At 59.1% G+C, this 25426-nt stretch carries 32 protein-coding genes; 15 read left to right on the top strand and 17 right to left on the bottom strand.

Annotated features, from left to right (window positions below; translation table 11 throughout):
* Positions 1 to 49 precede the first annotated feature (49 nt).
* On the top strand, positions 50 to 760 hold the full coding sequence (gene sfsA, locus GOV79_RS09085; RefSeq protein ID WP_170789544.1) for a DNA/RNA nuclease SfsA: 711 nt from the start codon (positions 50 to 52) through the stop codon (positions 758 to 760).
* On the opposite strand, the gene GOV79_RS09080 is transcribed toward sfsA, so the two are convergent.
* Positions 757 to 1119, bottom strand: a complete 363-nt coding sequence (locus tag GOV79_RS09080; RefSeq protein ID WP_170789543.1) for a hypothetical protein — start codon at positions 1117 to 1119, stop codon at positions 757 to 759. The genes sfsA and GOV79_RS09080 overlap by 4 nt on opposite strands.
* A gap of 247 nt (positions 1120 to 1366) precedes the next feature.
* Here GOV79_RS09080 and map point away from each other — a divergent pair, with 247 nt between their 5' ends.
* The gene (gene map / locus GOV79_RS09075) at positions 1367 to 2179 is read left to right on the top strand and encodes a type I methionyl aminopeptidase (RefSeq protein ID WP_170789542.1); all 813 of its coding nucleotides are present in this window, start codon (positions 1367 to 1369) and stop codon (positions 2177 to 2179) included.
* Here map and GOV79_RS09070 read toward each other — a convergent pair.
* The 4 genes from GOV79_RS09070 to GOV79_RS09055 are packed head-to-tail and all read right to left on the bottom strand — an operon-like array spanning position 2167 to position 4774.
* A complete protein-coding gene (locus GOV79_RS09070; RefSeq protein WP_170772864.1) occupies positions 2167 to 2352 on the bottom strand; it encodes a hypothetical protein in 186 nt (61 codons plus the stop codon). The genes map and GOV79_RS09070 overlap by 13 nt on opposite strands.
* Before the next feature lie 25 nt (positions 2353 to 2377).
* Positions 2378 to 3013: an HAD family hydrolase gene (locus GOV79_RS09065; protein ID WP_170789541.1), complete on the bottom strand. Its 636-nt coding sequence runs from the start codon at positions 3011 to 3013 to the stop codon at positions 2378 to 2380.
* Complete coding sequence (rsmD, locus tag GOV79_RS09060; protein WP_170789540.1) at positions 3006 to 3566, bottom strand: 16S rRNA (guanine(966)-N(2))-methyltransferase RsmD; 561 nt, start codon at positions 3564 to 3566, stop codon at positions 3006 to 3008. The genes GOV79_RS09065 and rsmD overlap by 8 nt, the downstream gene beginning before the upstream one ends.
* Positions 3563 to 4774 carry an NAD(P)/FAD-dependent oxidoreductase gene (locus tag GOV79_RS09055; protein WP_170789539.1) on the bottom strand — a complete coding sequence of 404 codons (1212 nt, stop codon included), beginning with the start codon at positions 4772 to 4774 and terminating at the stop codon, positions 3563 to 3565. The genes rsmD and GOV79_RS09055 overlap by 4 nt, the downstream gene beginning before the upstream one ends.
* A gap of 99 nt (positions 4775 to 4873) precedes the next feature.
* On the opposite strand from GOV79_RS09055, the gene GOV79_RS09050 reads away from it, so the two are divergent.
* From GOV79_RS09050 to GOV79_RS09035, 4 genes are all read left to right on the top strand, one after another.
* Positions 4874 to 5359, top strand: coding sequence for a peroxiredoxin (locus GOV79_RS09050; RefSeq protein WP_170755218.1), 486 nt, complete (start codon positions 4874 to 4876; stop codon positions 5357 to 5359).
* A gap of 100 nt (positions 5360 to 5459) precedes the next feature.
* Positions 5460 to 5705, top strand: coding sequence for a glycine zipper 2TM domain-containing protein (locus GOV79_RS09045; protein ID WP_170772870.1), 246 nt, complete (start codon positions 5460 to 5462; stop codon positions 5703 to 5705).
* Positions 5706 to 5715: 10 nt separating this feature from the next.
* A complete protein-coding gene (locus GOV79_RS09040) occupies positions 5716 to 6063 on the top strand; it encodes an EF-hand domain-containing protein (protein WP_170789538.1) in 348 nt (115 codons plus the stop codon).
* A 28-nt stretch (positions 6064 to 6091) separates the two neighbouring features.
* Positions 6092 to 6403 (top strand): hypothetical protein, encoded by a 312-nt coding sequence (locus tag GOV79_RS09035; protein ID WP_170772872.1) that lies wholly within the window; start codon positions 6092 to 6094, stop codon positions 6401 to 6403.
* On the opposite strand, the gene GOV79_RS09030 is transcribed toward GOV79_RS09035, so the two are convergent.
* The 4 genes from GOV79_RS09030 to GOV79_RS09015 are packed head-to-tail and all read right to left on the bottom strand — an operon-like array spanning position 6400 to position 9142.
* Positions 6400 to 6693: a 4a-hydroxytetrahydrobiopterin dehydratase gene (locus GOV79_RS09030; RefSeq protein WP_170789537.1), complete on the bottom strand. Its 294-nt coding sequence runs from the start codon at positions 6691 to 6693 to the stop codon at positions 6400 to 6402. The two genes, GOV79_RS09035 and GOV79_RS09030, sit on opposite strands and share 4 nt — an antisense overlap.
* Complete coding sequence (locus GOV79_RS09025) at positions 6690 to 7877, bottom strand: GNAT family N-acetyltransferase (protein ID WP_170789536.1); 1188 nt, start codon at positions 7875 to 7877, stop codon at positions 6690 to 6692. The genes GOV79_RS09030 and GOV79_RS09025 overlap by 4 nt, the downstream gene beginning before the upstream one ends.
* A gap of 45 nt (positions 7878 to 7922) precedes the next feature.
* Positions 7923 to 8690: a glycerophosphodiester phosphodiesterase family protein gene (locus tag GOV79_RS09020; RefSeq protein ID WP_170789535.1), complete on the bottom strand. Its 768-nt coding sequence runs from the start codon at positions 8688 to 8690 to the stop codon at positions 7923 to 7925.
* Positions 8687 to 9142, bottom strand: a complete 456-nt coding sequence (locus GOV79_RS09015) for a RidA family protein (protein ID WP_170772876.1) — start codon at positions 9140 to 9142, stop codon at positions 8687 to 8689. Before GOV79_RS09015 ends, GOV79_RS09020 begins: the two co-directional genes overlap by 4 nt.
* A 285-nt stretch (positions 9143 to 9427) precedes the next feature.
* On the opposite strand from GOV79_RS09015, the gene GOV79_RS09010 reads away from it, so the two are divergent.
* Positions 9428 to 10255, top strand: a complete 828-nt coding sequence (locus GOV79_RS09010; protein WP_408015516.1) for an MlaA family lipoprotein — start codon at positions 9428 to 9430, stop codon at positions 10253 to 10255.
* Positions 10245 to 10847, top strand: coding sequence for an MlaC/ttg2D family ABC transporter substrate-binding protein (locus GOV79_RS09005; RefSeq protein WP_170789534.1), 603 nt, complete (start codon positions 10245 to 10247; stop codon positions 10845 to 10847). The genes GOV79_RS09010 and GOV79_RS09005 overlap by 11 nt, the downstream gene beginning before the upstream one ends.
* A gap of 58 nt (positions 10848 to 10905) precedes the next feature.
* Here the strand turns inward: GOV79_RS09005 and GOV79_RS09000 are convergent, their stop codons facing one another.
* From GOV79_RS09000 to GOV79_RS08985, 4 genes are read right to left on the bottom strand one after another with little or no spacing between them, the layout of a single operon-like run.
* Entirely contained in the window at positions 10906 to 12003 is a 1098-nt protein-coding gene (locus GOV79_RS09000; protein WP_170772880.1) for an ABC transporter ATP-binding protein, read from the bottom strand.
* A 5-nt stretch (positions 12004 to 12008) separates the two neighbouring features.
* Entirely contained in the window at positions 12009 to 12914 is a 906-nt protein-coding gene (locus GOV79_RS08995) for a carbohydrate ABC transporter permease (RefSeq protein ID WP_170755212.1), read from the bottom strand.
* Positions 12907 to 13779: a carbohydrate ABC transporter permease gene (locus GOV79_RS08990; RefSeq protein WP_170355925.1), complete on the bottom strand. Its 873-nt coding sequence runs from the start codon at positions 13777 to 13779 to the stop codon at positions 12907 to 12909. The genes GOV79_RS08995 and GOV79_RS08990 overlap by 8 nt, the downstream gene beginning before the upstream one ends.
* A gap of 58 nt (positions 13780 to 13837) precedes the next feature.
* Positions 13838 to 15082, bottom strand: coding sequence for an ABC transporter substrate-binding protein (locus GOV79_RS08985; RefSeq protein ID WP_170789533.1), 1245 nt, complete (start codon positions 15080 to 15082; stop codon positions 13838 to 13840).
* A gap of 219 nt (positions 15083 to 15301) precedes the next feature.
* Here GOV79_RS08985 and GOV79_RS08980 point away from each other — a divergent pair, with 219 nt between their 5' ends.
* Complete coding sequence (locus GOV79_RS08980) at positions 15302 to 16036, top strand: response regulator transcription factor (RefSeq protein ID WP_170789532.1); 735 nt, start codon at positions 15302 to 15304, stop codon at positions 16034 to 16036.
* A complete protein-coding gene (locus tag GOV79_RS08975; protein WP_170789531.1) occupies positions 16033 to 17475 on the top strand; it encodes a sensor histidine kinase in 1443 nt (480 codons plus the stop codon). The genes GOV79_RS08980 and GOV79_RS08975 overlap by 4 nt, the downstream gene beginning before the upstream one ends.
* A 4-nt stretch (positions 17476 to 17479) precedes the next feature.
* Here GOV79_RS08975 and fliP read toward each other — a convergent pair whose 3' ends face one another.
* From fliP to fliF, 4 genes are read right to left on the bottom strand one after another with little or no spacing between them, the layout of a single operon-like run.
* Positions 17480 to 18208, bottom strand: a complete 729-nt coding sequence (gene fliP / locus GOV79_RS08970) for a flagellar type III secretion system pore protein FliP (protein WP_170789530.1) — start codon at positions 18206 to 18208, stop codon at positions 17480 to 17482.
* Positions 18208 to 18495, bottom strand: coding sequence for a FliM/FliN family flagellar motor switch protein (locus GOV79_RS08965; protein ID WP_170789529.1), 288 nt, complete (start codon positions 18493 to 18495; stop codon positions 18208 to 18210). The genes fliP and GOV79_RS08965 overlap by 1 nt, the downstream gene beginning before the upstream one ends.
* A complete protein-coding gene (locus GOV79_RS08960; RefSeq protein WP_170789528.1) occupies positions 18488 to 19084 on the bottom strand; it encodes a FliH/SctL family protein in 597 nt (198 codons plus the stop codon). The genes GOV79_RS08965 and GOV79_RS08960 overlap by 8 nt, the downstream gene beginning before the upstream one ends.
* A complete protein-coding gene (gene fliF, locus GOV79_RS08955) occupies positions 19084 to 20673 on the bottom strand; it encodes a flagellar basal-body MS-ring/collar protein FliF (protein ID WP_170789527.1) in 1590 nt (529 codons plus the stop codon). The genes GOV79_RS08960 and fliF overlap by 1 nt, the downstream gene beginning before the upstream one ends.
* A 119-nt stretch (positions 20674 to 20792) precedes the next feature.
* On the opposite strand from fliF, the gene GOV79_RS08950 reads away from it, so the two are divergent.
* The 5 genes from GOV79_RS08950 to GOV79_RS08930 are packed head-to-tail and all read left to right on the top strand — an operon-like array spanning position 20793 to position 25399.
* Complete coding sequence (locus GOV79_RS08950; RefSeq protein ID WP_237217991.1) at positions 20793 to 21290, top strand: flagellar basal body-associated FliL family protein; 498 nt, start codon at positions 20793 to 20795, stop codon at positions 21288 to 21290.
* 9 nt (positions 21291 to 21299) lie between these two features.
* Complete coding sequence (locus GOV79_RS08945; RefSeq protein ID WP_170772897.1) at positions 21300 to 21779, top strand: hypothetical protein; 480 nt, start codon at positions 21300 to 21302, stop codon at positions 21777 to 21779.
* Positions 21776 to 22348: a MotE family protein gene (locus tag GOV79_RS08940; RefSeq protein WP_170789525.1), complete on the top strand. Its 573-nt coding sequence runs from the start codon at positions 21776 to 21778 to the stop codon at positions 22346 to 22348. The genes GOV79_RS08945 and GOV79_RS08940 overlap by 4 nt, the downstream gene beginning before the upstream one ends.
* Positions 22349 to 22394: 46 nt before the next feature.
* Positions 22395 to 23264, top strand: a complete 870-nt coding sequence (motA, locus tag GOV79_RS08935) for a flagellar motor stator protein MotA (protein ID WP_170772900.1) — start codon at positions 22395 to 22397, stop codon at positions 23262 to 23264.
* Entirely contained in the window at positions 23261 to 25399 is a 2139-nt protein-coding gene (locus GOV79_RS08930) for a tetratricopeptide repeat protein (RefSeq protein WP_170789524.1), read from the top strand. The genes motA and GOV79_RS08930 overlap by 4 nt, the downstream gene beginning before the upstream one ends.
* Positions 25400 to 25426: the final 27 nt, after the last annotated feature.

The following is a 25426-nucleotide window of genomic DNA, read 5'->3' as shown; positions in this document are numbered from 1 at the left end:
CGCATACCCCCTCTTGATCGACCGTTGGGGCAGGTATAGGCCCTAGGCCATGCGATTTGAAACCCTTCTTGTCCCCGCCCGCCTGATCCGCCGCTACAAACGCTTTCTGGCCGATTGCACGCTGGAGGACGGGCGTGAAGTAACCGCCCATTGCGCCAATCCCGGATCGATGATGGGTCTGGCCGAGCCGGGCCAGAAAATCTGGTTGGAGCCCAATGACGACCCCAAGAAAAAGCTGAAATATGGCTGGCGGCTGGTCGACCACGAAAATGGGCATTTTACCGGGGTAGACACATCGCTACCAAACAAGGCCCTGCGCGCGGCGTTACTAGGGCGTGAAATCCCGGCGCTGGCCGCTTATGAAACCATCCGGCCCGAGGTCAAATACGGCGAAAACAGCCGCATCGACTTTCTTCTGACCCAACCCGGCCTGCCCGATGCCTATGTCGAGGTCAAAAGTGTCACCCTGTCCCGCCAACCCGGTCTGGCCGAATTTCCCGACAGCGTGACCGCGCGCGGCACCAAACATCTGGGAGAGCTGGCTGCAACGGCAGCGCGAGGCCACCGGGCGATCATGCTGTATCTGGTGCAACGCACCGACTGCGACCGCTTTGCTCTGGCTGCCGATATCGACCCCGCCTATGCAGCCGCGTTCGAGGCCGCACAAGGGGTCGAGCGGCTGATCTGCGGTACCACGATCACGCCCGAAGGGGTCTGGGTCGACACCGACAAGATCTGGCACGTCGACGGTCGCCCTTAGTCAAGAATTTGGAAGTCGCCCAGATAAGACCCCGTGTCGGGGCTGAACGCCTGATAACCACCGCTTTCTGTCCGGCCCACCGTCGCGCACAGCTTTGCCCCCTGCCGGAACGCGGCCCATTGACTGCATATTGCATCGCCTTCCAGCCACCACGCGCCGGTGTCTTGCCCTAGCCGAGGCACCAGCACCGCGAACTGGCCATCGCGGCCAATTCGCGCCGAGCCCGAGATGTGAAACCGTTCGAACGTGATCCTCCGATCCTGCGCCAAAAGGGCGGCCACATCGGTCGCGGACAGCATCTGAACCTCTTCCCGACATCCCACAAGGGTCAAAACTGCAAGGATCAGACCCTTTTTCATATTCACCATCCTTTCCGAGCCACACATGTCTGTACCGGCTTTCTGCACTTGCGCAGATCACAAGATCACGCGCAAATTTACTTTTGACACGCCATGATTTAAGATCATAACCCATACTGAAGGTTGAATTTCCAGGCTTTGCGCCTCATCTGAACCATCGATCCCGCCGCAACCGGACGCCCTCTGGTACTTTCTGCACAAGCAGCGTAAAAGGAGCGCTGCGCGAAACATTTGGAGCCTCGCACCGATGAAAGAACATCGTGGCCGTCTGACCAAGGACGGTATCCGCATTTACGAACAGGGTGACTTTGCCGGGATGCACGCGGCAGGGGCCTTGGCTGCGCGGATATTGGATGACATCGCTCCGCATGTCTTTCCCGGCCAAACCACAGGCGCGATTGACGGGCTGATCACTCAGATGGTCGAAGACGCGGGCGCGACCTCGGCAACCATCGGCTACAAGGGCTATCAGCACGCCAGCTGTATCAGCGTCAATCACGTGGTCTGCCACGGCATTCCCGGTGACAAGCGGTTGAAAGAGGGCGATATCCTGAATATCGACGTCACGGTCATCGTGGATGGCTGGTTCGGTGACACCTCGCGCATGTATGTGGCCGGAAAGCTGCCCCGCAAGGCTGAGCGTCTGATCCAAGTGACCCATGATGCCCTGTTCAAGGGGATCGAGATGGTTAAACCCGGCAACACTTTCGGTGATATCGGCCACGCTATTCAGGCCTATGTCGAAGCGCACCGTATGAGCGTTGTACGCGATTTCTGCGGTCACGGTCTGGGACGTGTGTTCCACGCGCCGCCCAACGTGCTGCATTACGGTCGCCCCGGCACCGGCGCTGTGCTGGAAGAGGGCATGTTCTTCACCATCGAACCCATGGTCAATCTGGGCCGCCCCGAGACCAAGACGCTGGCCGATGACTGGACCGCTGTGACCCGCGACAAGTCTCTGTCGGCGCAGTTCGAACATACGGTTGGCGTGACGGCAAACGGGGTTGAGATTTTCACCCTGTCGCCGGGTGATATGTTCCACCCGACCTATTCGTCCTGATCTTTGGCCTGATCGCGTAGAAGCTTCAGCAACAGGGTCTCGTCCCGCCACGGGATGACGGCGTCATGGATGAAAACCGGCGCGCGCAGCGGTTTACGCTCGGGGCCGGTGGCTGAGTCTGTGGCAGCATCCTGCTTGGGTGCCCAGAACAATGGGAGTAATGCGCGATCCATGCGGCAAGCCTAGCATGTTTGGCGATCAGAGTCCCAAAAGCTCGGGTAGTTGTGACATCTGCGTGAACACCTCGGCGCCCAAAGCGGACAATCCCGCGCCGTCATCATGGGTGGCATAAGCCAGACAGCGCATCTCGGCCCGGATCGCAGCAGTGACGCCATTTTCGCTGTCTTCGATGACAACCGGGCGGACAGCACCGAAATGCCGCGCTGCGGTCAGAAACAGGGTCGGGTCCGGCTTGGCGGTCCCCATTACCTGGGCCGAGAACATGACGTCCTTGAATCGATCCCAAAGCCCGTTCTGGCCCAGCGTGATCTGCATTTTCTCTGGGCGGCCATTCGAGGCCACGCAATAGGGAACACTGGCGGTCTCCAGCCGCTGCAACACGTTCCGAACACCGGGCACCAGAGGCGTTCCGGCGCGCAAGGCGGCGTAAACCTCGGTATAGATTTGCTCCACCCAGTCGTCGGGCAGGTCTGCCCCAAGGTTGCGCGCCTGTTGGTGGACGCCGCTCATGGTGCCGCCTACGAACAGAGACATGCATTCCGACAGCGACACATGCAAATCGTAACGTGCAAGGTTGTCGACCAGAACCTGATTGGTCAGCCTTTCGCTGTCCACCAGAACGCCGTCACAATCGAAGATGACCAGATCATGCATCGGCGCGGTCCTTCCACATCAGAGTGATATGCGTGTCGCCGTATTTGCGGGCGTCTTGCAGGATGAACCCCTCGGGCGGTTGCATCGGCGCGTTCTCCTCCCACACAATCAGCGCGTCGTCCGCGAACCACCCTTGGGTCAGAGCCGCGATGGCCTTCTGGCCCATCGACTTGCCATAGGGCGGGTCGAGGAAGAGCAAATCATAAGGCGCGTCGGTGTTTTCACCCAGCCGGGTCGCGTCGCGTCGGATCAGCTGGGTGCGGTCTGCACTGCGGGTCAGGTCGATATTCTTTCGGATCAGACCCTGCGCCACGCGCCCGTCATCTACGAAGGTCACATGGGAAGCACCACGCGACAGTGCCTCAAGCCCCAGCGCACCAGTGCCTGCAAACACGTCCAGCACACGCAGCCCGTCAAAATCAATCTGATGGCTGAGGACGTTGAACAGGCTTTCGCGCACCCGGTCCGTGGTAGGCCGCAGATGCGCGCCCATGTCGCCTTTGCCGACCGAGGCCAGGGCTCGGCCTCGGAAATCTCCGGCGATAATCCTCACGCTTTGAGCAGCGGTTTCAGGTCCGCATTCGGGTCAGCCACAACGGCGGGATCGGCGGTTTTTCCTGCGTCGATCAGGCGTTTGCCGACCATATAAGCACGAGGGTCGTTCATCGCGTCCACCGCAATCAGTTGATCGCCTTTGTAGTACCAGAAGGACACGGTTGCGCCCTCACCTTGCCGGGTCACGACGCGGTCATAGCCCGTGTTCAGACCCGCGATCTGCAGCTTGACGTCATACTGGTCGGACCAGAACCACGGTGTAGCAGTGTAATCCTTGGCCGCGCCCAGCATGTTCTGGGCCACGATCTCGGCCTGATCAATGGCGTTGGGCACGCTTTCCAAACGAATGCGCCCTTCGCCATGCGGGAAAGACGCACAATCGCCTGCCGCCCAAATCGACGGATTGGATGTGCGGCCATGGGCGTCGGTCTTGATACCGTTCTCCAACTCCAGCCCCGCCATCTCTGCCAGTTGGGTCGCGGGCGCGATACCCACACCAACCACAACGAAATCAACGGCAATCTCGGTGCCATCGGTCAGAACCGCGCCCACCACCTTGCCATCCTCGCCCAGCAGACGGTCCAGCCCGACGCCTTCACGGATATCGGCACCGTATCCGGAATGCAGCGCGCGGAAGTAATCGCTGGTCTCAGGTGCAGCGACCCGTTGCAGGATTCGGTCTGCCATCTCGACCAAGGTCACATTGACGCCGCGCTTGGCGCAAACCGCAGCCGCCTCGAGCCCGATATAGCCACCGCCCACGATCAGCGCGCGGGCGCCGTCGGTCACGCGCGGCTCCATCTCGTCGATATGGGCCAAATCCCGCACCACATGCACGCCTGCCAGATCGCCACCAATCGAGGCAGGCAAGCGGCGGGGGTCAGACCCGGTGGTCAGGGCCAGTTCGTCATAGGAAATGACTTCATCACCCAGCCACACGGTCTTGGCTTGCGGATCAATCGCGGTCACACGCTGACCCAGACGCAGGGTGATGTTGTTCTCGGCATAAAAGCTCTCGGGGCGCAGGAACAGGCGCTCCAGCTCCATCTCGCCCAACAAATAAGCCTTGGACAGGGGCGGGCGCTGATAAGGCAGATGCGGCTCGGCCCCGATCAGGGTGATGTCCCCGTCAAACCCGTCTTTGCGCAGCCGCGCCACCAGCGATGCACCCGCCTGCCCGGCACCGATCACGACAATATGGCTCATCTTCCCCTCACCCTGTCGAATTCCCGTGGTCTCCTCCACGCGACCACCTATATTGCGGCTAAGCCCGACTCTGCAAATCCAAACGACAGGAGCACAAAAATGATTTCAACAGGTGATACGCTGCCCGACGCCACACTGACCCAGATCGGTGCGGAAGGCCCCGAGGAGGTCCGGATTTCCGATAAAACAAACGGGCGCAAAGTGGTGATATTTGCCGTCCCCGGCGCGTTCACGCCCACCTGCCATTCGGCCCATGTGCCCAGCTTCATGCGCACCAAGGATCAGTTCGATGCCAAAGGCGTGGACGAAATCATCTGCCTGTCGGTCAACGACCCCTTCGTGATGAAAGCCTGGGGCGAGGCCACCGGCGCGTCAGATGCGGGCCTGACCATGCTGGCAGATGCCGCGTCCGAATTCACCAAGGCCATCGGCATGGATTTCGACGCTCCGCCAGCCGGGCTGATCGCGCGCTCGAAACGCTATGCGATGCTGGTCGAGGATGGCAAAGTCACCGCGCTGAACCTGGAAGAAAGCCCCGGCGCGTGCGAAATCTCGGCTGGTGAGGGTCTTTTGGACGTCATCTGATCCGGTTTGGCCCCGGTTCTGTCGGGGCCTTTGCCCTATTTAACTTGATAGATACCCCTGAACGGCAAATACTCGGCCTAGTTGTTCAGGGAGTCCTTTTATGAAGCTCAAGTCCATTACCCTATGTCTGGGCACAGCAGGCGCACTGGCCGCGTGCGGCCCGGCCCCCACACCACAACAACAAGCCGCCCGCCAACATGAGATCGCCTGCCTTAGCGGCACGGTCGGCGGCGCGCTATTGGGTGGCGTCATCGGCAATCAGTTTGGCGGCGGGTCCGGCAAGACGATCCTGACAGCAGCAGGGGCTGCCGTCGGCGGGATCGAAGGTCAGAAATTCGCGTGCTGAGGGAGACATCATGAAACTTGGGATTTTGACACTTGGCCTGACCCTTTTGGCTGGGTCCGTTGCGGCCGAAACGGTAGCAGAGCTGCATGAGAATGAATTGAAAGCCATCGACGCCAACAACGATGGATTTCTGTCCAAGGATGAGTTCAACGCTTTTTCCGACTATGCGTTTCAGGCGATGGACGAAGACAAGAACGGCACTCTGGGGTTAGACGAAGCCAAGCCCTTTCTGGACATAAAGCAATTCCAAAGCGTTGACCGCAATCAGGATAACATTATCTCTCGGTCAGAGTTCGATGCGCAGATGAACGACGACTTCACGTCTGCCGACAAAGACGGGAACGGCCAGTTGGACTAGGGCCGCCCGAACCCGACAGGAGCGTATGATGAACAAATGGATATCGCTGGGTGTTCTGGGTCTGCTAGCGGCTTGCGACGTGCCGCAGGCGCCGATTGTGACAGGACCAGACGGCCAGCAACGGATTCAGATCAATACCAGCGGGATGACCTGCTATGATACGCGCTGTCTGTATATTGACCCGGCGGCGCGGTCGGTGCGGTCGAACGGCCTGCGCACGACGCGCATCCCCGGCAATATCGACGTCAGCAGCGGCACCGTCACGCCGGATGAGTTCCGTCAAATGGGCGTTGCCGCCTCGCTGGCGGGTGGCGTCGGCTCGGCAAGCGACCGGGGTTAAACCAGACTGTCCATCTTGCGGGCCAGCTTGGCGTCCAGCGCCGACAAACCGCCCACATCATGGGTGGACAGTATCACTTCGACCCTGTTGTAGACATTGAACCATTCGGGGTGATGGTTCCATTTCTCAGCAAAGATGGCCACTTGGGTCATCCAGCCGAAGGCCTGGACAAAATTCTTGAACGTGAAGGTCTTGGTGATCGCATCCCGGCCTTCAACCATGGTCCAGCCGGTTTGAAACAACGGGTCCAGAAGGGGGCCGCGCGTTTCGGTCGACAAAAGTTCGGTCATTGCTGTTCCTCCGGGTTCGCTTTTCTGAACGGGCCGTAATCCGTCAGAATCTCGATCTCTTCTCCCACTGCGTGGGCCTCGGCGTCCAGATATTTTCGGATCGCGTCCGCAAAGCCAGGGTCGTTGACCCAGTGTAGGCTGTGCGTGCGCGTTGGCAGATAACCGCGGGCCAGCTTGTGTTCCCCCTGCGCCCCGGCCTCGACCCGAGACAAACCCTGCGCGATGGCGAAGTCGATCGCCCTATAATAGCACAGTTCGAAATGCAGGCACGCATGGTGCTCGACGCAGCCCCAATAGCGGCCATAAAGCGTTTCGCGTCCGATGAAGTTCAACGCGCCGGCAATCGGGTATCTGTCACGCTCGGCCAGAACCAGCGCCATGTCGTCGGCCATGGTTTCATGGGCAATGTCAAAGAATTGACGTGTCAGGTATGGCATCCCCCATTTGCGCGAGCCGGTGTCCTGATAGAACCGCCAGAACGCGTCCCAATGTTCGGGCCGCAAGTCGTCACCGGTTAGCGTGCGGATTTCTCCACCAAACCCACAGGCCTGCGCGCGCTCCTTGCGGATATTCTTGCGTTTGCGCGACGAGAGCGCCGCCAGAAACCCGTCGAATTCCGAGTAGCCATCATTCAGCCAGTGAAACTGCTGCGAATGGCGCACCATCAGACCCATTTCTTCACCCGCTTCGGCCTCGGCCTCGGTGCAGAAGGTCGCGTGGATGGATGAGACCTGATTATCCGCCGCCAGTTGCACCGCACCTTGTACGAGGGCCGATAGCCCGACGCCCTCATAGCCCGGCCGAACCAGAAACCGTCGCCCCGTGGCGGGCGTAAACGGCACTGCGATTTGCAGCTTGGGGTAATAGCGCCCACCCGCATTTTCGTAGGCATGCGCCCAGTTGTGGTCAAAGATATACTCGCCCTGAGAATGCGACTTGGCATACATCGGTGCCGCCCCGATCAGCATCCCGTCCAGATAAGCGGTCAGATATTGCGGCTGCCAACCCGTGCCCCGCCCGACCGAGCCGCTATTTTCCAGCGCCAACAAAAACCGATGCGTGGTAAACGGGTCCATTGGACGACCACCATCCGCAGCCTCGGGGCAGGCACAGCTGTCCCACTCTGCCGCAGGGATTTGCGAGAGCGACCCCAGTACCCGAACCTCGATTTGCGCCTGATCCATGTGCCCTCCGCGTCTTGTCTTTATCTGTGACGGATGGGGTAGGGTTCAACCCGGGCGGGCGGCCAAATACCCTTCAAAGGTCACATTATCGGCAACCTTGCGGGCCTCTGCCTCTTGTTCGGGCGAGCGGATGGTCCAGCACAGGATCGGCACGCCCTGCGCCTTCAGCGCAGCCACGCGGGGGCGCGACAAGTCTGCGGCCTCATGGCTGATAAAGCCGGCCCCCACCCGATCGAAATCGGGGATGTCGCGCAGGTGGTCACAAACCGCATGCGGCAAATGCTCGACTTCGGGCTGGTAGGAACAGGTGGTGACCCCACGCGGCAGATTCGGTGCCAGCCGTGCCAGTTCAGCGACCGAGTTGGGGTTGAACGACATCAGCGCCACAGGCCCGTCATAGCCTTGCAACGCGCGCACCGTATCCGCCTCGAGCGGGCCGACATTAGGGCCCATCGCCCCATCCTGATCCTTCAGCTCGATCAACAGCGGGACCTTGCCCGAAACGATCTGCAACACCTCGTCGAAGGTCGGAATGCCGTCCTCGCCGTGCAAAAGCCGCGTGGCTTGCGCTTCATCCGCCGTGATCTGCTGGATCGGACCGGATCGGCCGGTCAGCCGTGTCATGTCGTAGTCATGAAATACCATGGCCCGGTTATCGCGGCTGCGTTGCAGGTCGATCTCGATCCCGTAACCGGCCTCGACTGCAGCGCGAATGGCCGCCCGGCTGTTTTCCGGGCGGTTGTCCGAGAGGTCATGCAGGGCTCGATGCGCAATCGGGGCCTGCAAGAGCACATCAGGTAGGGCAGGTATCATGCGACCTCGAAGATGCCTTCGATCTCGACCGCTACACCCAGCGGCAACGCAGCGGCACTTACAGCCGAGCGCGAGTGGCGGCCCGCTTCGCCCAGCGCCTCGACCAGAAAATCCGAGGCCCCGTTGATCACCTGCGGCTGCGCGGTGAAATCTGCGGTCGAGTTCACGAACCCGGTCAGCTTGATCACGCGTACCAGCTTGTCGATATCGCCACCACAGGCCGCCTTGACCTGCGCCAACAGGTTGATTGCACAGACCTTGGCCGCCGCGGCACCCGCTTCGACATCCATGTCGTCGCCCAGCTTGCCAGTGATCATCGTGCCGTCGTTCGAGATCTGGCCCGAGACATAGACGATATTGCCCACGCGCACGAAGGGCACATAGTTGGCGGCAGGCGCAGGTGCGTCCGGCAGGGTGACGCCTAGGCTGTCCAGTTTGGCTGCGATGCTCATGTGATACTCCTCAACTAAATTCGACTCGGACGGACGCTAACCGGGATAGCGCGGATCGAAAAGCATGAAACCGGCAGTTTTACGGTTGCCCGCGCAGTAAGCATAACTTCTCTTATTCGGGACTGTTGAAGTTGGGTCACTTTACGTTGACCACTTGTCCGGGTTACACGCTGAGTGTTTCAATCTATTTGAGAAACACCTATGTGACATTGAATTGCGCCGCTTGTTGCGGTCGAAGATAGTATTGATTGAACGTCCAGGCATTTTCATTCCTGACGTGTTGGAGTGGCAAAGACCGTGTTGAGCAAAGTCAGCTTGAAGCCTCTGATCCTCGTGTCCCTGGTGGCAACTCTTGGTGCCTGCGCCACGCGCCCGCCTGCTGACGCCCCTCCCGGAGAGGTCTTTGACCCCTATGAAAAGACCAATCGGGGTATTCACGACTTCAACCTCGGCGTTGACCGCTTTCTGTTCCGACCCGCGTCAAAAGGCTATGTGAAAATCTTCCCCGATCCGGTCGTGACCAGCTTCAGCAATTTCGCCGAGAACCTGACCTTGCCGGGACAGGCGCTGGACTATCTGTTGCAGGGCAACCTGAAACAGTCGGGCAACGCTTTGCTGCGCTTTGCCATCAACAGCACTGTAGGCGGGGCCGGGTTGTCCAAACCCGCAGACGAGCTGAACCTGCCGCCTGTCGATACCGATTTCGGCGAGACCCTGCATGTCTGGGGCGTGGGCGAAGGCGCCTACGTCGAATTGCCGTTCTATGGTCCCTCGACCCAGCGTGATGCGATTGGTGTTGTGTTCAACCTGTTCTCGAACCCGATCAACTTTTCCCCGGTGCGCCCGGTCGACAATATCGGTGTTTATGCCGAGGTGGTGCGCCGCATGGGCGATCGAGGCCGGTTCTCGGACACGGTGGACTCGATTCTGTATGAAAGTGCCGACAGCTATGCGCAGGCACAAACCATCTACCTGCAAAACCGCCGCTTTGAACTGGCGCGTGATGACGAAGACGCCTATCTGGGCCTGTATGACGACCCCTATTCCGTAACCGGGACCGACCCGGTCAGGGACCCCTATCTTGACCCTTACGAGGACCCCTATGCCGAGTAATCTGATGAACCGACGCAGTTTCGTCGCCACCGGCCTGGCCGGGGCGCTGATGACCGCCCTGCCCGCCTACGCCCAGACCGAGGCCAGCGCAAAGGCGCTGGTGGTCAGCGTGGTGGATGACATCAACCGCGTGATCGCTTCGGGCAAATCCGAAAACGCGATGATCCGCGATTTCGAGAAGATCTTTACCCAATATGCCGACGTGCCAATCATGGCGCGTTACGTACTGGGTGCCGATGGCCGCTCGGCCAGCCCGGCGCAGTTGCGACAATTCACCAAAGCCTTTCAGGGCTATATCTCGAACAAATATGGCCGCCGCTTCCGTGAATTCATTGGCGGCCAGGTTACAGTTCGCAACGCCCGCAAAATCAAGGCTGGGTACGAAGTACGCACCTCGGTCAAGCTGCAGGGCTCGTCCCCGTTTGAGGTGACTTTCCTTGTATCCGACAAATCGGGCCGAGACCGGTTCTTCAACATGTTCATCGAAGGGGTGAACATGCTGCTGACCGAACGGACCGAGATTGGTGCGATGCTGGATGCCCGTGGTGGCGATCTGAACCGGTTGATCAAGGACCTGAACAAAGTCGGTTGAGCGTCTTTAAAAATGCAAGCAGCGCCGCGCAAGCTTTTGGTCGCGCGGCGCTGTGCGTTTAGTTCAGGCGTTCACCGGTTTCCTGAGCAAAGTAAGACACTTTGCTCATGTCGAAGGCCAGATTCAGCATCTTGCCCGCCTGCGCGCTGGTTTCCGCGTGTAAACGCGCCGTGACCTGCTTGCCGCCCAGCTCCGAGACCACATAGGTGTCGGCCCCCGCGGGTTCGACCATGTCGACCAGGCATTCGGCCTCTTGCACGCCGTCGCCTGCGCGGAACCCGGCTTCGGCGATGTCTTCGGGACGCAGGCCCAGGATGACATCCTTGGGCAGCGCCAGATCGCGAGCGTCGTTCAGCACCAGTGTCTCACCACTGTCGCGCGCGATGGCGATCTGGGTCCCCGCTCCGTTCTTATGCGCTTGCGCCGGAATCAGGTTCATCGCGGGCGAGCCCATGAAGTCAGCAACAAACAGGTTGGCCGGGTTGTTATAGATCTCGGCCGGTGTGCCGATCTGCTGAACGACTCCACCTTTCAGCACGACGATCTTGGTCGCCAGTGTCATCGCCTCGATCTGGTCATGGGTCACGTAAACGATCGAGGCATCCAGCGTTTGGTGCAGCTTCTTGATCTCGGTCCGCATCTCGACCCGCAGCTTGGCGTCGAGGTTGGATAGCGGTTCATCGAACAGGAACAGCTTGGGATCGCGCACCAGCGCCCGACCCATTGCCACACGCTGACGCTGACCGCCCGACAATTGGCTGGGGCGGCGGTTCAGCAGAGGTTCGATCTGCAACAGTTGGGCGACCTCTTTCAGCTTGGCATCCTGCGTCGCCTGATCGACGCCGCGCACTTTCATGCCAAAGGTGATGTTCTTGGCCACGGTCATGGTCGGGTACAAAGCGTAGGACTGGAACACCATCGCGATGTCGCGGTCCTTGGGGCTGACATGGGTCATGTCATTGCCCCCAATGGACAGGGTGCCGCCGGTGATCTCCTCCAACCCGGCAATGCAGTTCAGCAGGGTGGACTTGCCGCAGCCCGAGGGGCCGACGAGCACCAGGAAATCGCCCGGCTCGATCGAGATGTTGATGTCCTTCAGAATCTCGGTCGCACCGTAATTCTTATAGAGTTTGTTGATATCAAGGATGGGTGCCATGGGTCTTATCCCTTCACAGAACCGGCGGTCAGGCCGCGTATGAAATACTTACCGGCAACGACATAGACGAGCAGCGTCGGTAGCCCCGCGATAATCGCGGCGGCCATGTCGACGTTGTATTCTTTGACGCCGGTGGTGGAGTTTACGATGTTATTGAGCGCCACTGTCACGGGTTGCGTACCCGCCTGGCTGAACGACACGCCGAACAGGAAGTCGTTCCAGATCTGCGTGAACTGCCAGATCACGGTCACAACGATGATCGGCAGCGACAGCGGCAGGAAGATCGACCAGAAGATCCGCAGGAACCCGGCCCCATCAACGCGTGCTGCCTTGGTCAGCTCGGACGGGATGGTGACATAGTAGTTACGGAAAAACAGCGTGGTGAAGCCCAACCCGTAGATCACATGGACAAAGATCAGGCCCGGAATGGTCCCGGCGATCCCCATCATGCCCAACAGGCGCGCCATCGGCAGCAAAACCACCTGAAACGGGATGAAGCAGCCAAACAGCATCAGCGAGAAAATGATGTTCGCGCCTTTGAACCGCCACTGCGCCACGACATAGCCGTTCAACGCGCCGAGCAGGGTCGAGATCGCCACCGCAGGCACCGCGATGAGGACCGAGTTCCAGAAATAGGGGCGCAGGCCTTCGCACTGAATGCCGGTACAGGCACCGGACCAAGCTGTCTTCCAGGCGTCGAAGCTGACCTCACGCGGCAGCGATATCAGAGACCCGGTGCGGATTTCCTCAAGGCTTTTCAGCGATGTGGTCAACATCACGAACAGCGGCATCAGGTAATACAGCGCAAAGAGACCCAGCAGGACGTAGAGCAACCAACGCAGGGCAATCTTGCCAACGGCACTTTGGCTACGGGTTTGGGTTTGGGATTGGGGCATCGACAGATCAGTCATTTTTCGCCCTCAGCTCTGAGTAAAGATAAGGTACCACGATGGCAAAGACGACCAGCATCATGATCATCGCGGACGATGCCGCCTGACCAATATCGCCGCGCGAAAACGCCATGGCGTACATGTAGGTCGCTGGCAGATCGGTTGCGTATCCGGGACCGCCACCCGTGAGAGCGATGACAAGGTCAAAGCTCTTGATCGCAAGGTGGGCCAGCACGATGAAGGCCGAAAGAAAGATCGGGGCCATCGACGGTATGATGATCGCCGTGTAGATGCGCCATGTGGGGATACCATCGACCTGGGCTGCCTTGATGATCTCACCATCCACCGAGCGTAGACCAGCGAGGAACAGCGCCATGACGAAGCCTGAGCTTTGCCAGATCGCGGCCATCACGATGGTGTAGATGGCGTAGTCGGGGTTCACCAGCCAGTCGAACTCGAAATTGGTAAAGCCCCAGCCCTGGACCATGGACTCGATCCCCAGACCGGGGTTCAAGATCCACTTCCACGCGGTGCCTGTCACGATCATCGACAGCGCCATCGGGTACAGATAGATCGTGCGGATGGCCCCTTCGACGCGGATCTTCTGATCCAGCAGAATGGCTAGAAGCAGACCCAACACCATCGCAATGATGATGAAAAGCGCGCCAAAGATATACAAGTTGTTAATCGCCGTATCCCAGCGGGGCGAGTCAAACAGGCGTTCATACTGGATGAATCCCTTGATCTCGTATTTCGGCAACAGTTTCGATCGGGTTAGCGACACCCAAGCCGTCCATCCGATAAAGCCGTAGACAAAGATCAAAACGGCAATGAACGACGGTGCCAGCACCACCTTGGGCAGGTGGTTTTCCAGCCATTCGGACATGATTTCCTCCGGGGAAAGATGCTCTGCCCCGTCAGTATAGGGGGCAGAGCGATTTGGATCAGTAGCTGTTAGCCACTGCTGCCGCCAATTGCTGAACCGCGTCAGCCGACGACATATCCGAGTTGAAATGCGCGGTCACAACATCCGTGATCGCACCAGACTGCGACCCGCGCAGCGCCATGCCGTGGGCATAAGACGGCAGCAGCGAGCCTGCGTCCGAGGTCGAACCCATATCTTCGGCCGACAAGTTGGCGCAGATGTCAAAGTCATCCAGTGCCACGTCGGTCCGTGCCGGGATCGAGCCTTTGTTCAGGTTGAACACTTTCTGGAAGTTCGGCGCGACGATCAGCTTGGCCAGCAGGTCCTGACCGGCTTTCTTGTCATCTCCGTCCACATCGAACATTGCAAAGCTGTCGACATTGTACAGATAGCCGTCACCGGGGGTCGAGGCGCATAGGAAATCCTCGCCGGGTTTTTTGCCCGCCGCCAGGAACTCGCCCTTGGCCCAATCACCCATGATCTGGAACGCCGCCTCACCGTTCATGACCATCGCGGTGGCCAGGTTCCAGTCGCGGCCCGAGAAGTTCTCGTCCACGTAGCCGCGCATTGTGCGCATTTGGTCGAACACCTGAACCATCGTGTCCGAGGTCAGCGCCTCGGGGTCCAGTTCAACCAGCGCTTTCTGGAAGAACTCGGGGCCGCCAATGCCCAGTACCACGGTTTCAAAAACGGTCGCGTCCTGCCATGCCTGACCGCCATGGGCCAGCGGGATCACACCTGCGGCTTGCAGCTTATCCGCGGCAGCGTTGAATTCGTCCCACGTGGTCGGCATCTCGATGCCATTTGCGGCCAGAACGTCGGCATTCGCCCAGATCCAGTCAACGCGGTGTACGTTCACAGGCGCAGCGCACCACGTGCCCTCGCATTTCATATGGCCCGCAATTGAGGCTGGCAGAACATCGGCCCAGCCTTCGGCCTCGGCCACGGACGAGATATCGGCCAGCACGCCCTCTTCATACCATTCCTGAATGGCGGGGCCTTTTAGCTGAACCGCCGTCGGCGCGTTGCCCGACAGAACGCGGGCGCGCAGCGCGGTCATCGCGGCATCACCGCCACCGCCGGCCACGGGCATATCGGTCCAGCTACCACCATTGGCCGCGAATTCCTCTTGCAGGACGGCAACTGACTTGGCCTCACCACCCGATGTCCACCAATGCAGAACTTCGGCCTGGGGGCCCGCCAACACCGACGATCCGGCCACAACAGCCAGCGTCGATACGGTGGCAAATGCAAAACGTTTCATTTCTTGTCTCCTCCCTGAGAACCTAAGAGGCTGCCGCAGCAGCGATGTCGGCCATACTGGGGCGCACGGGCCGTCTGGCAACTTGGAATCCGCGCCAAACACGTGCGTCAGACCAATTTTTCACCGCTTCTGTTACAGCGTGTTACGTTGACATTGAATCTGTTTCCGTTCGTTACAATTGACGATATCGGAGGAACAGTGACTGGGAGGACAAACCGCGTGAGTATCCCGCGACTTTTGGTGGTGGATGACGACCCCGAGATGCGGGCGATGATGACCCAGTTCCTGCAGCAGAACGGGTTCATCGCCCTGCCCGCCAGTTCTGAAAATGAAATTCGCAGCCACCTGAACACCGGCCGCATTGACCTGATCCTGCTGGACGTAATGCTGGGCGATGAAAACGGCGTCGAGATCTGCGCCCGCCTGCGCGCCGAACAGGATGTGCCGATCATTCTGGTCTCGGCCCTGTCAGCCGACCATCAGCGCATGGCGGGGTATGAGGTCGGGGCCGATGACTATATCGCCAAGCCTTTCAACCCGCAGCTTCTGCTCGCTCGCGTGCGGGCGGTGATGCAACGGGCGCGGCGGTCATCGTCGCTTGCCTACCGCCGTCGCATCCACAGCTTCCGCTTTGACGGCTGGCTCTATGACGGCAAACGCGATGAGGTGCATTCGCCCGAGGGCTATTTGGTGGCGCTGTCCCAGCGTGAGACGGCGTTGCTCAAGGTTTTGCTGGCCAATCCGCATATCCCCCTGACAAGGGATGAGATCGTCGCCGCGCTGGATGTCACCGGTGGCTCCGACAAGCCCGAGGCGCAGGGCCGCGCCATCGACATGCTGGTGGGGCGGTTGCGGTCAAAGATCGAAGTCAACCCGAAGGACCCGCAGATGCTGCGCACCGAACGCGGCGTCGGCTATGTTTTTGCCGCTGACGTGTCGGTGCAAGAGGAATGACACTGCGCCTGCGCAATCTAGGCTGGTTTTGGGTGATCTCAGCGTTCGCAACAGGGCTGGTATCGGCCAGCCTGTGGTTTGCTTCGGCCCGCGCCTGGAATCAGTTCCTGACGCAATCCTTCGTCGCAGGGTTTACCGTTTACGAAGACCTGCGCACAGGAATGGCCCCAGCAGCCCCGCTGTCCATTACGCCCTTGTCACCGGCGGATGCCGTCCTGGCCGACACGGGAGAGTTCCAGCAATTGCCTGGGTCTTCGGGCCGTCGGTTCCTGACCAACCTTTCGATCCTGACCGACAGTTCAGCGCCGCTCAACGGGCGTGAATTGACGCTGGCGATCCTGTCCGATCGTCTGGTCTATCCGGTCTCGGACATCGTCTCGCGCAGTGATCAGACCGGGCCTGAAAAGATGGGTAACCTGACCCGGCTGCTGGCCACCTATTGCAGCGAACCGATCCTGATTGCGCAATTCGGGCGCGGGCCGTGGTATCGCGTGGATGGCACCGGGATCTGGGGCTGTGGCGCGGCGCCGACCGATCTGCGCCTGCCCGCGATATTGCTGGGCATCGTGGCTCTGGCGGTCCTTCTGACCTCAGTCGGCAACGTGTCTGATACGTTCACCCGGTTTGCCCATGCCCTGCGCGACCGTCGGAGGCGCGGAGGCCCCGACAGCTATGACGCCGACGGGCCAACCGAGCTGCGTGATATCGTGTCTGCGGTGAACGCCCATCTAGACGCCGAACGCGCCTTGCTAGAGCAACGTGCCACGGTCTTGTCGGGCGTCAGCCACGATCTTGGCACCCCCGCTACCCGCGTCCGGCTGCGCGCCGCGTTGATCGTCGATGACGAGCTGCGAGAAAAGCTGGAAGCGGATGTGGACCAGATGACCGGCATGATCGAAAGCGTTCTGACCTACACGCGTTCAGAACTGAGCGTCGAGGAACCGCGACAGATTTCCCTGACATCTTTGGTCGAATCTGTCGTCGACGATTATCAGGACATGGATCTGCCGGTGACGCTTCAGAATGTCGATCCGGTCGCGGTCGAGGGTGCTCCGTCCGTTTTCATGTCCCGCCGCGGGCATGGGACGCTGCTGGAAACCCGGCGCATGTTGGTAACAGGTCGGCCCATTTCGCTGAAACGGGCGTTGACCAACCTAATCGACAATGCGCTGAAATATGGCCGCCACGCCGAGGTCCAGTTGGAAACCGACGCGCACACCGCAACGATCACGGTCGAGGACAAGGGCAATGACCTGTCCGTTCATGAGATCGAGGCCCTGATGGCCCCGTTTCAGCGCGGATCAAATACAGGCTCGTCAGACGGGTTTGGCCTGGGTCTGACAATTGCTGCCACAGTGGCTGACCAGCATGGTGGCGGGCTGCATTTCGAGGCCGGAGATCAGGGGCTGCGCGCCCGATTGACGATCACGCGGCAGTAATCTGTCAGCCCATGTAGCTTCGCACCAAAGCGCTCGCGATCAGGGACCACCCATCCGCAATGACAAAAAAAGCCAGTTTGAACGGCAGTGAAACCGTTGCAGGTGGCACCATCATCATCCCCATCGACATCAGCACCGCAGCTACCACGAGGTCGATGATCAGAAAGGGCAGGAAGATCAGAAAACCGATCTGAAAGGCCCGCGCAATCTCGGACAACATGAAAGAGGGCATCAGGATCGACAACGGCGCATCCGGCGACACGCCCACCGCATTGCCTTCGGGACGCAGTGCAGCCATGGCGTAGAACGTGTCAGGGTCCAGTCGCGCGGCCATGAAGGCGCGAAACGGTTGAAGGGCGCGTTCCAAAGCGGGCTCGACCTCCATCGTTTCGTCGACCATGGGTTGGATGCCAGTGGTCCAGGCTTCGTTAAAGACGGGCTCCATTATGAAATAGGTCAGAAACAAAGCCAGGCTGACGATCAGCATGTTGGGGGGCGATTGTTGCAACCCAATCCCTTGCCGAAGGATGGCCAGCACGGTGATCAGAAAAGGAAAACAGGTGATCATGATCGCCAGCCCAGGAGCGAGGCTGAGCACGGTAAGCAACAGGATCAATTGGATCGTCCGCGCCGAGATGGAACCCCCGTCACCCAGCGACAAGGACACATCCTGCGCTTCTGCAAAAGACGGTGTCAGCAGCAGCGCCACGATGATCCAGGGCAGAACGCGCATCAACCGATCCCGTTTTGCAGATCGGCAATCTCGGTCAGGCGCACGGCCAGTTGTCCGGCCTGATCGCCTTCCATCTCTTCCAGCAAGCCGCGGGCCACCAGCTGGTCCCCTACATAAAGATCCACCGGATCCTCGATCCGTTTGTCCAAAGTCAGCACCGCATTTTCACCCATGTTCAACAGATCGCGGATCAGTGGGCGGGCGCGGCCGACCGAGACCGTGACCTCGATCGGGACCGATTCAAACGGGTTGGATTTTTCGCTTTTGGGACTTTGGGGATCACTCATTGCTTAATGCCTCTTTTGCCTCGAATACATACGCGTCGAACGCGGCGCGGATCGACGTCAGCAGGCCGCCGCAATCCACCTCGCGCCGCGAGATACCGACCTGCAATCTAGCCTGGCCGGGTTTGATCTGCGGGTCTGAGATGACTTGCGCCATCTTGGCCATCCCCTCGGGCAGCATCTCTTTCACCTCAGCCGCGAGGCCTTCGGGGACGAAAACCTGTATCGGCTCATTGATCTGTTCGCGAGCCATGTCGGTCAGTTGTTCGGCCAGCCGGATGATATAACCTCGCTCCAAAGTTTCGGGCAGAACCGCGAGCATCAGGCTGTTGAACATCGGTTCCAGCGACAGTGTCATCCGTGTTACCGCCTCATGATAGGTGAAGGACATGTCCTCAAGCGACTTGGCCAACTCGGTCGAGATCCGGCCTCGGTTTTGCTCCTGTGCCTGAACGGCATCTTCCCAACCGGCGGCATAGCCCTGTTCGAACGCCGCCAGACGCTGTTCCTCCAACCCGTCCTCATCCAGCAAGTGCAGCTTTCCACCGCCAGCCTGCAACGTGAAATCTTCCAGCAAATGGGCGATCGACATCAGACCTTTTCCTCGCCTTCTTCAAGCCAGCTGCGCAGGATTTCGACCGTTTCCTCCTGCTTGTCGCCAATCATCGCCCGCAGCCGATCTACCGGGTCCGCCCCGGGCTGAGCCGACAGTGCTGGAACATCCCCGCCGGTGGCCTGACCCGCGATCGGTGCGAATTGCCCGCCTTCTTCGGTCGCAATCTCACCCGTCAAAACCGAGCCTGGTTCGGGTAGACTTCCGGTAGGTAGTAGTGCCGTGGTCACAACCGGCTTGGTCAAAATAGGCCGGATCACGAACAACCCAAGGATCAGAGACACAATCGCCAGAACTGCCATCTGGATCAGCGACATTGCGTCGAAATGCACCTTCTGCCAGATCGAAGCCGAGGCCAGCGTGCCCTGCGGTTCAACAACCGGCAGGTCCATGGATTTCAGCGTGATCACGTCGCCGCGTTCCGCATCAAACCCCACAGCCGAGGCGACCAATTCCTTCAAGGCCTCCATCTCTGTTTCGGGCATGGGGGCAAAACCTTCCGTGCCCGTCGCATCCACACTGCGCGTTCCATTCACCAGTACGGCCACAGTCAGACGTTTGATCGCGCCGGGGGCGTTGTGAACCTCAAGCTCCGTCTCGGACACCTCGTAGTTTACCCGCTCGCGCGTCTGGGTGGCGTTCGAGTTCGACTCGTCGCCCCCCGCGCCGTCACCATCCGGCAGGTTCGACGCAACGGTGACATCGGCGGATTGATTGCGCGCGCTGTCTGAACGTTCTTCGACATCGGTGCTGATCGCCACACGACCGTTGGGGTCAAAGCGACGCTCGCGAATGGATTCGGTTTTCGTCACCGTATCTACGCTGACTTCTACAACGGCATTGCCCGTACCTACGCGGGCTTCGACCAAACGCAGGACCTTTTCCCGCAATTGCCGCGACTTGTCATCCGCCGTATCGGCGGCAACGGCGTTTTCCTGCGCGCCAATCACAGCCCCGTTCGAATCGATGATCGCCACATTCTCGGGCGCAAGACCACTGACCGCGGATGAGACCAGAAACCGGATCGCCTTGGCCTGATCTGACGTGATATCCGCCCCCGAAGACACCAGATAAACCGAGGCAGTCGGTGCAACGCTGCGCTGAAATGGATTGGTTGAACCATTGGCGATGTGCACTCGCGCCTGGCTGATATGGGGTGCCCCTACAATCGTGCGGGCCAGTTCACCCTCTTTGGCGCGCCAATAAGCGGCGTCAAACATTTGCGAAGTGGTCCCGAACCCGCTGAGCGTATCCAGCAGTTCGTACCCCCGGTTTCCATTCGCAGGCAAACCCTCGCTCGCCAGAGTCATGCGCAACTCATCCCGCTGCCACCCCGGCACGTAGATCGAGCCGCCCCGAATCTCAAAGGGCACGCCGCGCTGATCCAGTGACCGAACGATATCGCCCGCCGCCCCACTTTCCAGCCCGGCATAAAGCAAGGTCATCGACGGTGCCGTTATCAGCCGCGACATCGCAAGGACCCCAAGAAATACCAGCATAACCGCACCGGCAACGATGATTTGTTTTCGCCTGTCCAAACTTGTCCAGACAGTTCCGATCTGCTGCACGCTCACCTCCGACTCGCCGACATTCTGCTTGGCGCATCCCTTGTTTGACCGATTGCCCTTAATAATCGGTTAGTCCCTACCGGGTTATGACGATTGCAGAACGGATGGATGAGGACGTCATGACTGACGCAACTGCAGAACAGGCAGAAGCCCCAGAAAAGTTTGGGAAAAAGGGATTGATACTAGGTGTGATTCTAGCCCTGTCCGGCGCAGGTGGAGGGTATTTTGTAACCACGTCCGGGCTGTTGCCAATAGGCGCCATGCCCAAGGCGCAAGAGGCGGTTGAAAAGGCGGAAAAAAAGCCTGCAAAAGCCTTGCCTGACGTTGGATTCGTCGATCTTCCGCCGCTGATCCTGTCGTTGAACTCGGGTGATTCGCGGCACCTGAAATTTCACGCTCAGCTTGAGGTGAACTCGGACTATCTGGGCGATGTCGAAAAGATGAAGCCGCGAATCATGGATGTGCTGAACGGGTATCTGCGGGCGGTTGAAATCTCGGATCTTGAGGATTCGTTGGCCCTGGTGCGCATTCGCGGGCATCTGCTGCGGCGCATCGGCATTGTAGTTGGCGAGGATCGCGTTCGCGATGTCCTCGTGATGGAATTCGTTTTGAATTAGGAGGCAAAGTTGGAACTGATCGCAGATATTTTCCTAGTCGCAGGCGCCTTGGGCGCAGGTCTCTATTGCTTTGTTCTGTCTCGACGCCTCAAGCGATTCACCGATCTTGAAAAGGGCGTTGGCGGGGCCGTTGCCGTTCTTTCGGCACAGTCGGATGAATTAAAGAAATCGCTGGAGTCCGCGCGTGCAGCGTCGGACCGCTCCGGGGACACCTTGAAGCAATTGACGCAACGGGCGGAGACGGTCGCGCAGCGGTTGGAGCTGATGATGGCGTCGATGCATGACATCGTGCCGGATCAGGAAGCCCCAAAGGATACAGCCTCGCCCGCGACCGAGCCTACGGTGCCACCAGAGCCTGAGGTTGCAAAGGTTGAAGCTGCGGAAGCGCCCGAGCAAAAGGAGGAACCCGTTCCTGAGCCTGCGGAAAAACGAACGGCTGGTCCGATGTTTATGCGGCATGGTCGCAAGAGGCGTGAGGCCACGGCATGAAAACAAGGCAGAGCAACAAACCCAAAGGCGGCGTGCTTGCTGTGATCTCTTTGCTGATGATCGGATCGGCTGCGATTCGCGTCGGGTTGGAGGCTGGTCCGGCACTGGCCAAGAACCCCGAACCGACGGTCAAGCAAGCCAAGCCAGAAGGTATGGAAAAGCCCGGCGCACAGGAATTGTTGACAGAACTTCTGCGACGCGAAGCGGCGTTGGAAAAGCGCGAAGCCGCCGCAATCGACAAGGAAAAGGCGTTGGAAATCGCCGAGCAAGCCATCGATACCCGAATGGTCGCTATGCAAGCGGCCGAAGAGAACCTGCGCGAAACGCTGGCCTATGCGGAAAAAGCGGCCGAGACCGACCTGACCCGGCTGACGGATGTGTATCAAAGCATGAAACCCAAAGACGCAGCCGCCTTGTTCGAGACGATGGATCCAGGTTTTGCCGCCGGTTTCCTGTCACGGATGCCTGCGGATGCCGCTGCTGGCGTGCTGGCGAGGATAAGCCCTGAGACCGCCTATACAATCAGCGTCATCATGGCGGGGCGCAACGCTGCCGCGCCACAGGAATGACGTCCATGTTCACCAAAGCCGCGTTTGAGTTTGCTGGAGGCCCCTCATGATCGGACTAGTCGGAATTGTCGTCATCTTCGTCATGGTGTTCGGTGGCTATCTGGCCGCTGGCGGCAAGATGACCATCATCATGAAATCTCTGCCGTTCGAAATGATGATGATCGGGGGCGCAGCGGTCGGAGCGTTTTTGATCAGCAACGACATGAGCGCGGTGAAGCATACGCTCAAGGACATGGGAAAGGTGTTCAAAGGTCCGAAATGGAAACCCGATGACTACCGCGACCTGTTATGCCTTCTGTTTTCCCTGATCCGCATCGCCAAAGCCAACCCGGTCGAGGTCGAGCAACATATAGAAGACCCCGAAAATTCCGCGGTGTTTTCGGCCTATCCGAAGATTCAATCCGACAAAGAGGCCGTGGATCTGATCTGTGACACGATGCGGTCGGCTTCGATGAACTACGACGACCCCCATCAGGTCGAAGAAGTTCTGGAAAAGCGGATGGAGGCGAATTTTCACCACGCCATGCATTCCAGCCATGCATTGCAGACGGTTGCGGATGGCTTGCCAGCCCTGGGGATCGTGGCTGCGGTTTTAGGGGTGATCAAGACCATGGGATCGATCGACCAGCCACCCGAGGTACTGGGTAAACTGATCGGGGGGGCTCTCGTTGGGACCTTTCTGGGCGTGTTCCTGGCCTATGGTCTGGTCGGGCCATTCGCAGGAAAACTGAAGGCCGTGGTTGAGGAAGACAACCATTTCTATCAACTGATCAAAGAGGTTCTGGTCGCCAATCTGCACAACCACAACCCCGCGATGTGCATTGAAGTCGGTCGCCAGAACACGCCGACCCATAACCGCCCTGGTTTTTCGGAACTGGAAGAGGCGTTGAAAGAGCTGAAACAGGCGGCGGCATGATCCGACTTGGTCTTTTTCTTGCAGTGTTGCTTGCAGCAAACGGTGCCACTGCGCGTGAAGCCACCGTGCGCTCGGGAGAGCATGAGGACTACACCAGGCTGGTCATTCAGGTGCCGCCTGGCACCGGCTGGGTCCTCACCCAAACCAAGTATGGTGCGCGTCTGAACGTCACCCTGGAGGATGTTCATTTCGAAACCACTTCGGTCTTCCGCAGGCTGTCTCAAAACCGTTTGTCCGCCATTTCTCAGGCTGAACCGGGCGGGCCGTTGGAAATGCAATTCGGGTGTGAATGCGCGGCTTCGGCGTTTTTATACCAAGACACCATGATTGTGGTCGATATTGCCATTGCGCAGGCCCTGCCACCGATAGGTGCGGACATTCCTCCGCCCATCTTGCCGCAAGCAAACCGCGACACCGGGCTGCTGGCGGCGGCTCAGAACCGCAACGTCTTGCCAATGCCTGCGCTTCCGACGCCATTGCTTGGGTTTGAGGATCGCCTGTCAGAACGTCTATTGCAAGGTGCAGACCGGGGCATCGTTGACCTTGAGCTTGCCCAGGTTGGCCCGCGATCGTCGATCTTTGACGGTGCCACGGAAGGGCCAGCAGACCCGACAGGGAATATCAGCGTATCGACGGTGCTCGATGAATTGAACGGTCTACTGGGGCCCGATTTGATCGGGTTTGAACAAGAACCTGCCTGCATATCCGATACAGAGTTGGGGTTCGGGACGTGGGGTGGCTCAGCCGATTTCCCTCAGCAAATAGCCACCTTAAGATCAGGTTTGTTTCAGGAATTCGATCGGGTTAATCAGGACACAGCGCTGTCTCTGGCAAAGCTGTACGCATTCTATGGCTTCGGCGCCGAGGCGATGCAGGCTTTGGCATTGGTGGAAGATCCCGATGCTGACGTAAACCGGGTTGCAGCAATTGCGCAGTATTTGGACGCAGGGCATGTGGCAGACGACAATCCGTTTGGTGGCTTGCAACGATGCGGGGGTGACGTTGCACTTTGGGCTGTTCTGATGGCCGGGGAATTATCCGCTGAAGCAAACTTGGACAGGGTAGAGCAATCATTTTCACGGCTGCCAACGCATCTAAGACGGCAATTTGGACCTGATCTATCCGAAATTTTGGTCGATGCAGGTCGGTTAGAAGCCACTCGACGCGTATTGCGGTCTGTTGACCGGGCGGGAATTCAAAACGCCTCGGACACAACACGGGCCAAAGCTAAGGTCGCAGCCGCCGAAGGTGACGCTCCAAAAGCCGAGGCGTTGCTAAACGACGTGGTTGCATCCTCCGGCCCCAATCTGGACGCTCCGCTCGCTTTGGCGCGGCTGATCGAAAACCGATGGGTTGATCGAGGCGCCGCTTCACCCGAAGAAGTCGCCCTTGCGGCGTCTTTTTCGAACGAGTTTCGTAAATCCGAGATCGAGCCGCAGTTAAAACGGGCTCATGCTGTGGCCCTAAGTCTGACTCAGGAATTCGACCTAGCATTTGATGCTGCCTTGGAAATACCTGCAGAGCAAGAACGCCTGGCCACGTTGAACCGGATTTCTCACATTCTGGTGGAGAGGGCGGATGACATAACATTTCTACGTCGGGCGTTGGAATTTGCATCCGGTGATACGCAGGACCTGAGCACAGATACGGCTGTCGCGTTGGCAAACCGTCTGGTGAAGCTTGGGTTCCCTGGACCAGCGCTGGCTTTGTCGAACAGACCCCAAGATACGGTGCAACGGTCAGAGCGTGCACGGATCAGGGCACGCTCTGCCTTGCAAACGCAACGCCCTCACCAAGCTATGCTTGAACTGGAAGGGGACAGTTCGGAAGAGGCATTGCGTATCAGGCACCAAGCGATGCAAGCCCTTGGCGATTTCGATACAGCCGGAGAGCTATCGCGCACATTAGGTCAGGCGGAGCAGGCTGACCGAAATTTTTGGCTGGCCGACCGCCCCGAAGCCATTGATCAAGAGGAAGAAACGCAATTTGGTTTGGTTAGCAAGGCGACACAGGTCCTGATCACTCCTCCTGTTTCGCAACCTGACAAGCCTTTGGCCGAGGCGGCGGATTTACTTCAGGATAGTGTCGAAGCTAGGGAAAAAATCACCGAATTGCTTACTATTCTCGAGCAGTGAACCGTATAAATTGGGGCCCGATTCCCC

It is taken from the genome of Ruegeria lacuscaerulensis, assembly GCF_013034745.1.
GTDB lineage: Bacteria > Pseudomonadota > Alphaproteobacteria > Rhodobacterales > Rhodobacteraceae > Ruegeria > Ruegeria lacuscaerulensis_B.
This window is presented reverse-complemented; position numbering and strand designations above follow the sequence as displayed.